The sequence below is a fragment of the Mesorhizobium sp. M0923 genome, assembly GCF_040319365.1.
Taxonomy (GTDB): Bacteria; Pseudomonadota; Alphaproteobacteria; order Rhizobiales; family Rhizobiaceae; genus Mesorhizobium.
The window spans coordinates 660798-674689 of record NZ_JAMYNW010000001.1 but is presented as its reverse complement, the minus strand read 5'-3'; the positions used below and the strand labels follow the sequence as shown (position 1 = coordinate 674689).

Annotated in this window: 13 protein-coding genes; 11 read left to right on the top strand and 2 right to left on the bottom strand. The window is 61.9% G+C overall.

The features are described 5' to 3' along the window. Positions 1–7 precede the first annotated feature (7 nt). From NKH89_RS03235 to NKH89_RS03210, 6 genes are all read left to right on the top strand, one after another. On the top strand, positions 8–427 hold the full coding sequence (locus NKH89_RS03235) for a hypothetical protein (RefSeq protein WP_023717565.1): 420 nt from the start codon (positions 8–10) through the stop codon (positions 425–427). Beyond that, positions 424–1062 (top strand): SGNH/GDSL hydrolase family protein, encoded by a 639-nt coding sequence (locus NKH89_RS03230; RefSeq protein WP_352908392.1) that lies wholly within the window; start codon positions 424–426, stop codon positions 1060–1062. Before NKH89_RS03235 ends, NKH89_RS03230 begins: the two co-directional genes overlap by 4 nt. Before the next feature lie 12 nt (positions 1063–1074). After that, the gene (gene lpdA / locus NKH89_RS03225; protein WP_023717567.1) at positions 1075–2520 is read left to right on the top strand and encodes a dihydrolipoyl dehydrogenase; all 1446 of its coding nucleotides are present in this window, start codon (positions 1075–1077) and stop codon (positions 2518–2520) included. Positions 2521–2615: 95 nt separating this feature from the next. Further along, positions 2616–2873 (top strand): GlsB/YeaQ/YmgE family stress response membrane protein, encoded by a 258-nt coding sequence (locus tag NKH89_RS03220; protein WP_023717568.1) that lies wholly within the window; start codon positions 2616–2618, stop codon positions 2871–2873. Between the two features lie 134 nt (positions 2874–3007). Beyond that, positions 3008–3973, top strand: a complete 966-nt coding sequence (gene lipA, locus NKH89_RS03215) for a lipoyl synthase (protein WP_023717570.1) — start codon at positions 3008–3010, stop codon at positions 3971–3973. 12 nt (positions 3974–3985) lie between these two features. After that, positions 3986–4447: a type II toxin-antitoxin system RatA family toxin gene (locus NKH89_RS03210; protein ID WP_023717571.1), complete on the top strand. Its 462-nt coding sequence runs from the start codon at positions 3986–3988 to the stop codon at positions 4445–4447. Here NKH89_RS03210 and NKH89_RS03205 read toward each other — a convergent pair. Further along, the gene (locus NKH89_RS03205; protein ID WP_352908391.1) at positions 4423–4932 is read right to left on the bottom strand and encodes a CinA family protein; all 510 of its coding nucleotides are present in this window, start codon (positions 4930–4932) and stop codon (positions 4423–4425) included. The genes NKH89_RS03210 and NKH89_RS03205 overlap by 25 nt on opposite strands. After that, positions 4929–6149, bottom strand: a complete 1221-nt coding sequence (locus tag NKH89_RS03200; RefSeq protein WP_023717573.1) for a bifunctional 2-C-methyl-D-erythritol 4-phosphate cytidylyltransferase/2-C-methyl-D-erythritol 2,4-cyclodiphosphate synthase — start codon at positions 6147–6149, stop codon at positions 4929–4931. Before NKH89_RS03200 ends, NKH89_RS03205 begins: the two co-directional genes overlap by 4 nt. Before the next feature lie 181 nt (positions 6150–6330). Between NKH89_RS03200 and dusB the strand changes: the two genes are divergently transcribed. From dusB to ntrX, 5 genes are all read left to right on the top strand, one after another. Next, positions 6331–7356 (top strand): tRNA dihydrouridine synthase DusB, encoded by a 1026-nt coding sequence (dusB, locus tag NKH89_RS03195; protein WP_023717574.1) that lies wholly within the window; start codon positions 6331–6333, stop codon positions 7354–7356. Further along, positions 7353–8492, top strand: coding sequence for a two-component system sensor histidine kinase NtrB (locus tag NKH89_RS03190; RefSeq protein ID WP_352496544.1), 1140 nt, complete (start codon positions 7353–7355; stop codon positions 8490–8492). The genes dusB and NKH89_RS03190 overlap by 4 nt, the downstream gene beginning before the upstream one ends. Continuing rightward, positions 8489–9949 (top strand): nitrogen regulation protein NR(I), encoded by a 1461-nt coding sequence (gene ntrC, locus NKH89_RS03185; protein WP_023717576.1) that lies wholly within the window; start codon positions 8489–8491, stop codon positions 9947–9949. The genes NKH89_RS03190 and ntrC overlap by 4 nt, the downstream gene beginning before the upstream one ends. A 127-nt stretch (positions 9950–10076) precedes the next feature. Beyond that, complete coding sequence (locus tag NKH89_RS03180; RefSeq protein WP_352496545.1) at positions 10077–12362, top strand: sensor histidine kinase NtrY-like; 2286 nt, start codon at positions 10077–10079, stop codon at positions 12360–12362. Next, a complete protein-coding gene (gene ntrX, locus NKH89_RS03175; RefSeq protein WP_352482545.1) occupies positions 12352–13713 on the top strand; it encodes a nitrogen assimilation response regulator NtrX in 1362 nt (453 codons plus the stop codon). Before NKH89_RS03180 ends, ntrX begins: the two co-directional genes overlap by 11 nt. Positions 13714–13892 lie beyond the last annotated feature (179 nt).

Here is a 13892-nt window from a genome sequence, read left to right as displayed (position 1 = left end):
CAGGGCGGTGCGGAAATTCTTCACCAGCCTTTTTGCCTTCTTTCTTTCCGGTTTGGCCGGCGGATTGGTGGCGCAGTGGCTCGCCGTCGCAACCAATGCCGACGTAGAGTACATCCTTGTGTTTATGATCTCGGCTCTCGTCACCGTCCTCGTGACGGTCGCGTTCTTCATCGCACAATTCATGTCGGACCCACGACGGGCAACAAAGCTGACGGCGACCATAGGGGTAGCGTTTTTTGTGCTCGTTGGAGTTTCCCTGATCGGCTGGACTTTCTCCCAGCCCCCAGGCAAGAGCCAATGGTCGGGCGATCTTCCCATAGTCGCGGGTCTCGTCCTGCCGGGCATCGCTACGGTGCTGGTCCAGTGGCTTTTCGTGCGCTGGCGATTGGCGCGCTCGCAACCAGGTTTCGGCGGGGCAGGCACATGAAGACGGTCCTCTGCTACGGCGATTCGCTTACTTGGGGCTATGACGCGGCAAACCTCGGCCGACATCCGCTGGAAGATCGCTGGCCGAGCGTGCTGCAGGCGGCATTGGGCAGCGGCGTCGAGGTCATCGCCGAAGGCCTGAATGGCCGAACCACCGCCTTCGACGATCACTTGGCCGGAGCGGACCGCAATGGCGCAAGGCTGTTGCCAACGATCCTGACGACTCATGCGCCGATCGATTTGATCGTCATCATGCTCGGCGCCAACGATATGAAGCCGTGGATTCACGGCAATCCGGTCGCGGCCAAACAAGGCGTGCAACGCCTGATCGATATTGTGCGCGGTCATGATTACCCGTTCGATTGGCCGGCGCCGCAGATCCTGATCGTCGCGCCGCCCGTAGTCAGCCGCACGGAAGACGCCGAGTTCAAAGAAATGTTCGCCGGCGGAGATGACGCGTCAAAGCGGCTGGCGCCGCAATATTCCGCCCTTGCCGACGAGGCCGGCTGCGGCTTCTTCAATGCGGGCACGGTGGCCGAAACGACGCCGCTGGACGGCGTCCACCTTGACGCGGAAAACACGCGGAGCATCGGGCAAGCGCTGGCGCCGCTCGTGCGCGTCATGCTGGAATTGTGAAGGAGAAAAGCCGTGGCTGAGAACTACGACGTTATCATCATCGGCTCCGGCCCCGGCGGCTATGTCACTGCAGTGCGTTCGGCGCAGCTTGGCTTCAAGACGGCGATTGTCGAGCGCGAGCACTTGGGCGGCATCTGCCTCAACTGGGGCTGCATTCCGACCAAAGCGCTGCTGCGCTCGGCCGAGATCATGCACTATTCGGATCATCTGAAGGATTACGGCCTGAAGATCGACGGCAAGGTCAGCGTCGACACCGCCGCCGTCGTCGATCGCTCGCGAAAGGTCTCGCTGCGGCTCAACGGCGGCGTCGGCTTCCTGATGAAGAAGAACAAGGTCGACGTCATCTGGGGCGAAGCCAAACTGACGAAACCCGGCGAGATCGTCGTGTCGAAATCGTCGAAGAAGCCGATGGAGCCGCAGCCGCCGGCGCCCAAGGGCGTCAAAGGCGAGGGCACCTACACCGCCAAGCACATCATCCTGGCGACCGGAGCCAGGCCGCGCGCATTGCCCGGCATCGAGCCGGACGGCAAGTTGATCTGGACCTATTTCGAGGCGATGGTGCCGAAAGAGATGCCGAAGTCGCTGCTGGTGATGGGCTCGGGCGCCATCGGCATCGAGTTCGCCTCGTTTTACCGCACTATGGGCGCAGAGGTGACGGTGGTTGAACTGCTGCCGGCTGTGATGCCGGTCGAGGACGCCGAAGTGTCGAAGTTTGCGCAAAAGCAGTTCGAGAAGCAGGGCATGAAGATCATCCTCGAGGCCAAGGTGACCAAGGTCGAGAAGGGCGCCAATTCGGTCACCGCGCATGTCGAGATGAAGGACGGCAAGGTCGAGAAGATCACCGCCGACCGCATGATTTCAGCCGTCGGGGTACAGGGCAATATCGAAAATCTCGGCCTCGAGGCGCTCGGCGTGAAGACCGAACGCGGTTGCATCGTCGTCGACGGCTACGGCAAGACCAACGTGCCCGGCATCTATGCCATCGGCGATGTCGCCGGACCGCCGATGCTCGCCCACAAGGCCGAGCATGAGGGCGTGGTGTGTGTGGAAAAGATTGCCAATTTCGCCGGCGTGCATGCCATCGACAAGCTGAAGATCCCGGGCTGCACCTATTGCAATCCGCAAGTCGCCTCGGTCGGACTGACGGAAGCCAAAGCGAAAGCCGATGGCAAGGACATCCGCGTCGGCCGCTTCCAGTTCGCCGCAAACGGCAAGGCGATTGCGCTGGGCGAAGACCAAGGCTTCGTCAAGACCATTTTCGACAAGAAGACCGGCCAGTTGCTGGGCGCCCACATGGTCGGCGCAGAAGTAACCGAACTGATCCAGGGCTTCGTCGTGGCTATGAACCTGGAAACCACCGAGGAAGAGCTGATGCACACAATCTTCCCGCACCCGACGCTGTCGGAGATGATGAAGGAGAGTGTTCTCGACGCCTATGGCCGTGCGCTGAACGCATGATAAATTGGCTGCGCGAGACTCACACATGTATGTCAAGGAACTCGACGGCAAGGTAATTCGTTTCCGGATGCATTCATCACCACAGGAGAGGGCATATGGACGTGAACGGCGTGGGCTGGGTAGCAGCCATCATCATCGGCGGTTTGGCAGGCTGGTTTGCCGAGATGTTCATGAAGAGCAACACCGGCATCTTGATGAACATCATTCTTGGCATCGTCGGCGCGATCGTGCTGAATGCCATCCTGCAGGCGCTCAACATCGGCGCCTTCGGCGCCGGCTGGATCGCCTATCTGATCACCGGTTTCATTGGTGCCTGCCTGCTGATCTGGGTAGGACGCATGGTGCGCCGTTAATTGCTGAACTCATGCCATGCGAAAACGGCTGTGGCGGCATGCGCCGCCGCGGCCTTTTTCTTTGCAGCGAAAAGTCCTAGATGACTTGGGAAAGCGAACGTCGGACAGGCGATCGCGAATGAACCGGATTTCATATGGTCACCGTCCTCGACACGATCGCCAATGCGCCGCGCCTGCGGCATCCCGAAAAGGCGCACAAGCCCGACCAGGATGTGCTGCGCAAGCCCGACTGGATCCGCGTCAAGGCGCCGATGTCGAAAGGCTATGCCGAGACGCGCGAGATCGTGAAGTCGCATAAGCTGGTGACGGTGTGCGAAGAGGCCGGTTGCCCCAACATCGGCGAGTGCTGGGAAAAGAAGCACGCCACCTTCATGATCATGGGCGAGATCTGCACGCGCGCCTGCGCGTTCTGCAACGTGGCTACCGGTATACCGACCGCACTCGATCCCGACGAGCCGGCGCGCGTCGCACACGCCGTCAAGCAAATGGGCCTAAGCCATGTCGTCATCACCTCAGTCGACCGCGACGATCTCGCCGATGGCGGAGCTCAGCACTTTGCCGAGGTCATCCGCGCCATCCGGGCGGCAACGCCTCTGACGACGATCGAAATCCTGACGCCCGACTTCCTGCGCAAGGACGGCGCACTGGAGATCGTCGTGGCGGCCAAGCCCGACGTTTTCAACCATAATCTCGAGACCGTGCCGTCGAACTATCTGACGGTTCGGCCGGGTGCGCGCTATTTCCACTCGATCAGGCTCTTGCAGCGAGTCAAGGAACTCGACCCCTCGATCTTCACCAAGTCCGGCATCATGGTTGGCCTTGGCGAGGAGCGGAACGAAATCCTGCAACTGATGGACGATCTGCGTTCGGCCAATGTCGACTTCATGACCATCGGCCAATATCTTCAGCCGTCGAAGAAGCACCATCCGGTGATCCGCTTTGTCACACCGGAGGAGTTCAAGTCTTTCGAGACGATCGGCCGGACCAAGGGCTTCCTGCTGGTGGCGTCGAGCCCGCTGACGCGCTCGTCGCACCATGCCGGCGACGATTTCGCCAGGTTGCGCGCGGCGCGCGAAGCGTTTCTCAGGAAGTCCGCCTAACAAACTGGTTTCATGCCACAATTCGAAGCCCATCGCCGCGTCGCGCATACGCCTGAACAGATGTTCGCTCTGGTCGCGGATATCGAATCCTATCCGCAATTCCTGCCGCTTTGCGAGGCACTTACGGTTCGTTCGCGCAAGGAACGCGACGGACGCACGCTGCTCATCGCCGACATGAGCATTGGCTACAAGGCGATCCGCGAGACTTTCACCACGCAGGTGCTGCTGAAGCCTGACGAGAACGCCATCGACGTCAAATATATCGACGGCCCGTTCAAATATCTGAGCAATGTCTGGCGCTTCGACCCGGCGGACGGCGGTGGTTGCAACGTCTGCTTCTTTATCGACTATGAGTTCAAGAGCCGCATTTTGGGTGCGCTCATGGGAACCATGTTCGACCGCGCCTTCCGCATGTTCTCCGAGGCGTTCGAGAAACGCGCCGAAATCATCTACGGCACGCCATCGGCGGCCTGATCCGCAGCGAGCGCGCGCAGACCCAGTTCAAGCGCATGCCGGACCGTTTCCCGGCGGATGAAATCACGGCCCTTGTCGGCGAACAGCTGGCATTCGCTGACCACCGGCCGGCCAGCCACGGCAACGCCGAACCAGACCAGGCCGACAGGTTTTTCCGCTGAGCCACCGCCCGGACCGGCGATGCCGGTCACCGCGAGCGCAAGCCCGGCGGGCGAATGGGCCAAGGCGCCGGCCGCCATCTCCACCGCAGTCTCGCGCGAGACCGCCCCGTTCGCCTCGAGTGTAACGGCCGAGACGCCGAGCATCTCGGTCTTGGCGTGGTTGGAATAGGCGATGAAGCCGCGATCGACCACAGTGGAAGAGCCGGCAATGTCGGTCAGCGTGGCGATGATCATGCCGCCGGTGCAGCTCTCCGCCGTCGCCAGCATGATGCCGCGCTGCTGGCAGGCCTGAAGCAGGGCATCTGCGAGATCGCTATTGCTCATTCGGGGACATCCCCTGGAAACACAACGCTGGCGGTCGCGATGGCCGCTATGCCTTCCTCACGGCCGACGAAGCCGAGCTTCTCATTGGTTGTCGCCTTGATCGAGATGCGGTCGCGCGAAATTCGCAACATTGCGGAAAGCGTTTCGGTCATGGCCTCGCGATGCGGGCCGACGCGCGGCGCCTCGCAAACCAATGTGATGTCGGCGTTGGCGATGCGCCCGCCGCGCTCGCGCACCAGCTTCGCTGCGTGTTCGACGAAGATGCGTGAAGCGGCCCCTTTCCACTGCGGGTCGGAGGGCGGGAAATGCGTGCCGATGTCACCGGCGCCGCAGGTGGCGAGCAGCGCGTCGGTCAACGCATGCAGGCCGACATCGGCATCCGAATGGCCGGACAATTTCCTGTCGTGCGGAATAGCGACACCGCACAGGGTGACATGGTCGCCGGGCTCGAAGGCATGGACGTCGTAGCCGTTGCCGGTTCGGATGTCCGGAAAACGTGAGGCGCTGGAAAGCCGCTGATCCGCCATCGCAATATCCCGTGCCCAGGTCAGTTTGACATTGTCCGGCGAGCCGGGAACGATCTTCACCGGAATATGCGCCCATTCGGCGATTGCCGCATCGTCGGTGAAATCCGCCTTGCCCAATTGATGAGCCTTTTCGTGCGCGGCCAGGATCGGCCAGAACGGAAAGCCTTGTGGTGTCTGTGCGGCATGGAGCCCGGCCCTGGACACTGTTTCGCCGCTCATGCCTTCGGCCGTTTCGCGCTTCAGCGTATCGGCAACGGGCAAAGCAGGCAGCGCTCCCTGGCGCTCTTCAATGGCGGCGATCGTGCGATCTATCAGTTCCGCATCGACAAACGGCCGAGCCGCATCATGGATCAGGACCCGGCCCGGCGCATGGCTTCTCAACGCCAGCAGTCCAAGCCGGACGGACTCCTGCCGTGACGTACCGCCGATCACAGCGACGACACGGTCGGCGTTCGCGCCGGCGGCGCGGCGGAAAAGCGCGCCGTCTTCGGCATGGATAGCAACGACGACAGGTCCAATTTTCGGATGCGTCAGAAAGGCGTCGAGCGTGCGTGCGATAACGGCGCCGCCGCCAATCTGCTGGTACTGCTTCGGCCCATTGGCCTGCCCCGCGCGCGCGCCGCGCCCGGCAGCAACGATGACCACGGCGACCTTGTCGTCGGCAGCTGGCTTTTCGCTGACATGTCTCATGCCGAGACGCTTAGCGCATGATCCTGAAAAGTGGTATCGCTTTCACAAGACCTAGGATTGATGCCGTCCGGCGATCCATATTTTTCCCAAATGCGCCTTAATGTCACGACATTGCGCGTTGCACATTGCCGTCGTTCTGGCTAGAGAATGTGCAGCAATCGAAGGTGCTTGGTTTTTGTGCATGCCTGATGTGACCAAATTGGCTTCGCCGCTGGAGGTGGGTGGCGTGAGAATCCGCAACCGCGTGTTTCTCGCGCCGATGTCGGGCATTACCGACGAACCGTTCCGGCAGCGCGCCCATGCGCATGGCGCCGGGCTGGTTGTATCGGAAATGGTGGCGAGCGGCGAGCTTGCAAAGGGCAGGGCTGGCTCGGGCCTGCGCATCCGTCATTCCGGGCTGCCTGTCCACATGGTCCAGCTTGCCGGCCGCGACGCGGTGCACATGGCCGAGGGCGCACGAATCGCAGCCGGCGAAGGCGCCGACATCATCGACATCAACATGGGCTGTCCGGCCAAGAAGGTGACGGGCGGCTATGCCGGTTCGGCACTGATGCGAGACCTCGACCACGCGCTGTCGCTGATCGAAGCGGTAGTCGGCGCGGTCGACGTGCCGGTCACGGTCAAGATGCGGCTTGGCTGGGACGAGAGCGCGCTCAACGCGCCGATGCTGGCGCGACGCGCCGAGCAGGCCGGCGTCAGGATGGTGACGGTGCACGGCCGCACACGTTGCCAGTTCTATCAGGGCACGGCCGACTGGCGTGCCATCGCACGCGTCAAGCAGGCCGTCTCCATCCCTGTGGTTGCCAATGGCGATGTCGGCTCGCCGGCAGAGGCAGCCTTGATCCTCGACCAGTCCGGCGCCGACGCGGTGATGATCGGCCGTGCGCACTATGGCGCGCCGTGGACTGCCGGCAGCATTGTAGCGGCCGCGCTGGCCGAGCCAGTATCCGGCATGCCGGACAGCCCGCAAGCGCTGACCGACTACGTCATTGCCCATTACGAAGACATGCTGACGCTCTATGGCGCCGAAAGCGGATTGCGCCAGGCGCGCAAGCATCTCGGCTGGTATCTCGACCGCCATGCCGTCACAAGCGATGACTGGCGCAAGGCCATCCTCACGTCTTTCGAGCCTGGGCGGGTCATTGCCTTGCTGCGCGACATGTTTTCAAGCGCTCCCGAAGCGCCGAATCTGCGGAGTGCGGCATGAACGCCACCGTCACACAGAGCACGGACATGGCGGACGCCGCGCATATTGTGCTCAACACAATTCGTCGGCCGGTGATCATGGTCGATCCGCAAGGCTTCATCACCTTCGCCAATGCCGATGCCGAGGATTTTTTCCGCTCGAGCGCCACGATGCTCGCCCGCAACACGCTGCACAAGCTCATTCCTTTCGGCAGTCCGCTGCTGACGCTTGTCGACCAGGTGCGCGAGCGCCGTGCGCCGGTGAACGAATACCGGGTGGACGTGTCGTCGCCGCGTCTCGGCATCGAGAAGGTGGTCGATCTCTACGTCGCGCCGGTGACGGAATTTCCAGGCTCCGTCGTGGTGATGTTCCAGGAACGCTCAATGGCCGACAAGATCGACCGGCAGATGACGCATCGCGGTGCGGCGCGCTCGGTCACCGGCCTTGCCGCGATGCTTGCCCATGAGATCAAGAACCCGCTGTCCGGCATTCGTGGCGCCGCGCAGCTGCTAGAACTGTCGGCGTCCGATGAGGATCGCGCGCTGACGCGTTTGATCACCGACGAGACCGACCGCATTGTCTCGCTGGTCGACCGCATGGAGGTGTTTTCGGACGAGCGGCCGATCGACCGCTACCCCGTCAACATCCATGTCGTGCTCGACCATGTCAAAGCAATCGCCAAGAACGGTTTTGCCAAGCGGATCAAGATATTAGAGGACTATGATCCATCATTGCCTCCGGTTTTTGCCAATCGCGACCAGCTCATCCAGGTGTTCCTCAATCTGGTAAAAAATGCCGCCGAGGCGATCGGCAGCGATCCGCAGGGCGAGATCATGCTGTCGACCGCCTTCCGCCCGGGCATCCGTGTTTCCGTGCCCGGAACGCAGGACCGGGTGTCGCTGCCATTGGAATTCTGCGTGCGCGACAACGGTTCGGGTGTCTCCGAGGATATCCTGCCGATCCTGTTCGATCCCTTCATCACCACCAAGCCGAACGGCTCCGGTCTCGGTCTGGCGCTGGTCGCAAAGATCGTCGGCGAGCATGGCGGCATCATTGAATGCGAATCGACGCCGCGCGGGACCACCTTCCGCATCCTGATGCCGGCGTGGAAAGAAACCCAGTTTGCCGACGACGACGGTGAAGGAGACCGCAAATGACCATTCGCGGCAATATTCTCGTCGCCGACGACGATGCGGCCATCCGCACTGTCCTCAACCAGGCGCTTTCGCGCGTCGGTCACGACGTGCGCGTCACCTCCAATGCCTCGACGCTGTGGCGCTGGGTGGCCGCGGGCGAGGGGGATCTGGTCATCACCGACGTTGTCATGCCTGACGAGAACGCCTTCGACATGCTACCGCGCATCAAGAAGGCGCGACCGGAACTGCCGGTCATCGTCATGAGTGCGCAGAACACGTTCATGACGGCGATCCGGGCCTCCGAAACCGGAGCCTATGAATATCTGCCAAAACCGTTCGACCTGACGGAGCTGCTCAACATCGTCAATCGGGCGCTTTCCGAGCCGCGGCGGCCCAAGATCGATACGCGTGCCGACGAGCCGCCTGAAACGATGCCGCTGGTCGGCCGCTCGGCGGCCATGCAGGACATCTACCGCATGCTGGCGCGAATGATGCAGACCGACCTGACGGTGATGATCTCAGGCGAATCGGGTACCGGCAAGGAACTGGTGGCGCGCGCGCTGCATGAATATGGCCGTCGTCGTGGTGGCCCCTTCGTCGCGATCAACATGGCGGCGATCCCGCGCGACCTGATCGAATCGGAACTATTCGGGCACGAGAAGGGCGCCTTTACCGGCGCACAGAGCCGCTCCACTGGCCGTTTCGAGCAGGCCGAAGGCGGCACGCTGTTCCTCGACGAGATCGGCGATATGCCGATGGAAGCGCAGACGCGGCTTCTGCGTGTGTTGCAGCAGGGCGAATACACCACGGTCGGCGGCCGCACGCCGATCAAGACCGACGTGCGCATCGTCGCTGCCACCAACAAGGACCTGCGCACGCTGATCAATCAGGGGCTTTTCCGCGAGGACCTGTTCTACCGCTTGAACGTTGTGCCGCTCAGGCTGCCGGCGCTGCGCGAGCGATCGGAGGACATTCCGGACCTCGTCCGGCACTTCTTCAAGCTCGGCGCCAGTGAAGGCCTGCAGACCAAGCGCATTTCCACCGGCGGCATCGAGCTGATGAAGCGCTACCCATGGCCTGGCAACGTGCGCGAACTCGAAAACCTCATCCGCAGGCTGGCTGCACTGTATTCGCAGGACGAGATATCCGCCGAGATCATCGAGGCGGAGTTGAAGACTGGCGAAAGGCCTGTCGTTCCAGGTGGCGGCAACCTCATTCCCGACGACCTTTCCATCGGCCAGGCGGTGGAGCATTTCCTGCAACGCTATTTTGCCTCGTTTGCCGGCGACTTGCCGCCGGCCGGCCTCTATCAGCGAATCCTCTCCGAGGTCGAGTATCCACTGGTCCTCGCCTCTATGACTGCAACGCGCGGCAACCAGATCAAGGCCGCCGAACTGCTAGGACTCAACCGCAACACGCTGCGCAAGAAGATTCGCGAACTCGGCGTCAACGTCTACAAGTCCTCCAGGCAGGTCTAGACGAACCCCTTACGAGCGCTTTCCAGGGGATCGATCGCCGAAAGATTTCCGTCTCGGCCACACTTGTTGCATAATCGCCACAATGCGTTGCATACATCCGACGCAATCACTGGCTCTAGACGGCGACATGGCTCTGCACGCACCGACACTGAGCAAACCGCTTTTCAGCACTTCCGGCGCGCGAGACGGTCGCCGGCTGCTTGCGCTGCCCGGCGTGGTCGCCATTGCCGGTGCGCTGGTGACGGCGGCGATCTCCTTCGCCATTCTGGTTGGCGCCACGCCGATCACGCCCGACGCGCGGACGACGCTGGCGCTGATCGCGCTTAACGCCGCGTTCGTGCTGTTTCTGATCTTGCTGGTCGGCCGCGAAGTGCATCGCATCCTGATGGCACGCCGGCACGGCAAGGCTGCGTCGCGCCTGCATGTGCGCATCGTGGCGATGTTTGCGCTGGTCGCCGCCATCCCCGCGATCATGGTGGCGATCATCGCGTCGATCACGCTCGACATCGGCCTCGACCGCTGGTTCGAGATCCGCACCAAGACGATCGTCAATTCGTCGTTGTCGATCGCCGACGCCTATGTGCAGGAAAACGCACGAAATCTTCAGGGCACGACGTTGTCGATGGCTTACGACCTCGACGCTTCGCGCACGCTTTACGGCCTCGATCGGACCGGCTTCCTTGACCTCATGAACAAGGAGGCGGTTGGACGCTCCCTGGCACACGCAGCACTCATCAAGCCCGATGGTTCCTTCGTCATGAGCGCCAAGACCGACGCGGACTTTGCCATGCCGGAGCCGCCGGAGGGCGCTGTGGCAAGCGCTGCCAACGGCAAGCCGGTGCTGATCGAGCCGCGCACCCGTAACATCATGGGGGCCATCGTCAAGCTGCGCGAGATCGACGGGCTCTATCTCTACACCATTCGCCTCGTCGATCCCGAGGTGATCAAGGCACGACAGATCGTCAAATCCAACACCGCAGAATATCGCGGTCTCGAAGACAATCGCCGCACCTCGCAAGTGGCTTTCGCGCTTCCCTATCTGTCGCTGACGCTGATCATCATCCTGTCCGCCATCTGGACCGGCATTGCGGTGGCCGACCGCCTGGTGCGGCCGATTCGTCAGCTCATCGGCGCGGCCGACGAGGTCGCTACCGGCAATCTCGATGTGGCCGTGCCAGTCCGCCCCTCCGATGGCGACGTCGCCTCGCTCGGCGACACCTTCAACAAGATGCTGATGGAGCTGAAATCGCAGCGCAACGAGATCCTGTCGGCCAAGGATCTGATCGACGAGCGGCGGCGCTTTTCGGAGGCTGTGCTTGCCGGCGTCACCGCCGGGGTCATCGGCGTCGATCCATATGGCATCGTCACCATCGTCAATCGTTCCGCCGAAACGATGCTGGCCATATCCGCCACCGCGGCGCTTGGGCAGAACCTTTCCGCCGTGCTACCGCATGTCGGCCGCGTCTTCGAGATCGGCCGCAAGTCGGGCAAGCCGGTCTATCGCGAACAGGTCACCTTCTATCGTGCCGGCACCGAACGGACCTTCAACGTGCAGATCACGATTGAAGCCGGCGACGACGGTTCGGAGGATAAATCCTACGTCGTGACAGTCGACGACATTACCGATCTGGTCCAGGCACAGCGTTCCTCTGCATGGGCCGACGTGGCGCGGCGCATCGCCCACGAGATCAAGAACCCGCTGACGCCGATCCAGCTTTCGGCCGAGCGTATAAAGCGCCGTTACGGCAAGGTCATCACCGAGGACCGTGAGGTTTTCGATCAATGCACCGACACCATCATCCGGCAAGTGGAGGACATCGGCCGCATGGTCGACGAGTTCTCGGCGTTCGCCCGCATGCCGAAACCAGAAATGAAGGCCATCGATCTGCGCGATTCGTTGCGGGAGGCCTCGTTCCTGGTCGAAGTGAGCCGCGCCGACATCATCTTCGAGCGCGTCTTCGGCAATGAGCCGCTCAAAGGCACGTTCGACAGCCGCCTGATGGCGCAGGCTTTCGGCAACGTCATCAAGAATGCTGCCGAAGCTATCGACGGACTTGATGCAGAGGATCGTCCGCACGGCATAATCCGGATTCAAGCCGGGCGTCAGAATGGCGCGATTCGAATCGACGTCATCGACAACGGCAGGGGCTTGCCGCGCGAAAACCGGCAGCGCTTGCTCGAGCCTTACATGACGACACGCGAGAAAGGCACCGGGCTTGGCCTCGCTATCGTCAAGAAGATCGTGGAGGACCATGGCGGGCGACTCGAATTGCACGATGCACCAGCGGAATTCCACGATGGGCGGGGTGCGATGATCAGCATCATCCTGCCGGTTGCCGCCACCGTTCCGATACGCGGCGAAAGCAAGACGGAACACGAAAAAGAAACTGAAAAGGTCGGTAATGGCGTCTGATATTCTCATCGTCGACGACGAGGAAGACATCCGCGAACTCGTCGCCGGTATCCTGAGCGACGAAGGTCACGAAACCCGCACGGCGTTTGACGCCGACAGCGCGCTGGCGGTGGTTGCCGACCGGGCACCCAGGCTGATCTTCCTCGACATCTGGCTGCAGGGTTCGCGGCTCGATGGCCTCGCTTTGCTGGACGAGATCAAGACGATGCACCCGAACCTGCCGGTGGTGATGATCTCGGGCCACGGCAATATCGAAACGGCAGTCTCGGCCATCCGCCGCGGCGCCTATGATTTTATCGAAAAGCCGTTCAAGGCCGACAGGCTGATCCTTATTGCCGAACGGGCGCTTGAAACGTCCAAATTGAGACGCGAGGTTTCGGATCTCAAGCTGCGCAGCGGCGAGACTTTTGACCTCATCGGCATGTCGTCGGCAATGAGCCAATTGCGCCAGACCATCGAGCGCGTCGCGCCGACCAACAGCCGCGTCATGATTATCGGCCCCTCCGGCTCGGGCAAGGAACTGGCGGCGCGCGCCATCCACGCACTGTCGGCGCGCAAGAGTGCACCGTTTGTGACGCTGAGTGCCGCCAACATCACGCCTGAGCGTATGGAGATCGAGTTGTTCGGCACCGAATCGAACGGCGTCGAACGCAAGGTCGGTGCGCTGGAGGAGGCCCATCGCGGCATTCTCTACATCGATGAAGTGGCCGACATGCCGCGTGAGACGCAAAACAAGATCCTGCGCGTGCTGGTCGAACAGCAGTTCGAGCGGGTAGGGGGCACCAAGCGGGTCAAGGTCGACGTACGCATCATCTCGTCGACCTCGCAGAACCTGGAAGCCATGATCGCCGACGGCCGTTTCCGTGAGGACCTTTATCATCGCCTGGCCGTGGTTCCGGTCATGGTGCCGGGACTGGCCGAGCGTCGCGAGGACATTCCTTATCTGGTCGACAATTTCATGAAGCAGATCGCTCGCCAGGCCGGCATCAAGCCGCGCCGCATCGGCGACGACGCGCTGGCGGTGCTGCAGGCGCACAACTGGCCGGGCAACGTTCGGCAGTTGCGCAACAATGTCGAGCGCCTGATGATCCTGGCGCGCGGCGACGATGTCGATGCGCCGATCACCGCCGACCTCCTGCCAGCCGAGATCGGCGACGTCATGCCGCGCACTCCAACCAAGTCCGATCAGCACATAATGGCACTGCCGCTGCGTGAAGCACGCGAACAATTCGAGAAGGACTATCTGATCGCCCAGATCAACCGTTTTGGCGGCAACATCTCGAAGACGGCAGAGTTTATCGGCATGGAACGCTCTGCACTGCACCGCAAGCTGAAGTCGCTGGGCGTCTGAGAGCCAAACCAGCCGTGGCCCACGCAATTACCGGTTACGGCGGTCGTGGAATCGCATAAGAGCACTGCAGCGCCGCGCGTCTTTGGGACGCATAAAGGAGGCTGTAGCATTTTGATTTTTGCGCATGATCCTTTCCGAAATCGATTCCGATTTTCGGGCTCATGCGCTGACTTCTCCAG

Bases quoted from the DNA above. Each gene is read 5' to 3' on its own strand.
- NKH89_RS03230 (WP_352908392.1), top strand. From the start codon at position 424: ATGAAGACGGTCCTCTGCTACGGCGATTCGCTTACTTGGGGCTATGAC.
- NKH89_RS03220 (WP_023717568.1), top strand. From the start codon at position 2,616: ATGGACGTGAACGGCGTGGGCTGGGTAGCAGCCATCATCATCGGCGGT.
- lipA (WP_023717570.1), top strand. From the start codon at position 3,008: ATGGTCACCGTCCTCGACACGATCGCCAATGCGCCGCGCCTGCGGCAT.
- NKH89_RS03210 (WP_023717571.1), top strand. From the start codon at position 3,986: ATGCCACAATTCGAAGCCCATCGCCGCGTCGCGCATACGCCTGAACAG.
- NKH89_RS03205 (WP_352908391.1), bottom strand. From the start codon at position 4,932: ATGAGCAATAGCGATCTCGCAGATGCCCTGCTTCAGGCCTGCCAGCAG.
- NKH89_RS03200 (WP_023717573.1), bottom strand. From the start codon at position 6,149: ATGAGACATGTCAGCGAAAAGCCAGCTGCCGACGACAAGGTCGCCGTG.
- dusB (WP_023717574.1), top strand. From the start codon at position 6,331: ATGCCTGATGTGACCAAATTGGCTTCGCCGCTGGAGGTGGGTGGCGTG.
- NKH89_RS03190 (WP_352496544.1), top strand. From the start codon at position 7,353: ATGAACGCCACCGTCACACAGAGCACGGACATGGCGGACGCCGCGCAT.
- ntrC (WP_023717576.1), top strand. From the start codon at position 8,489: ATGACCATTCGCGGCAATATTCTCGTCGCCGACGACGATGCGGCCATC.
- NKH89_RS03180 (WP_352496545.1), top strand. From the start codon at position 10,077: ATGGCTCTGCACGCACCGACACTGAGCAAACCGCTTTTCAGCACTTCC.
- ntrX (WP_352482545.1), top strand. From the start codon at position 12,352: ATGGCGTCTGATATTCTCATCGTCGACGACGAGGAAGACATCCGCGAA.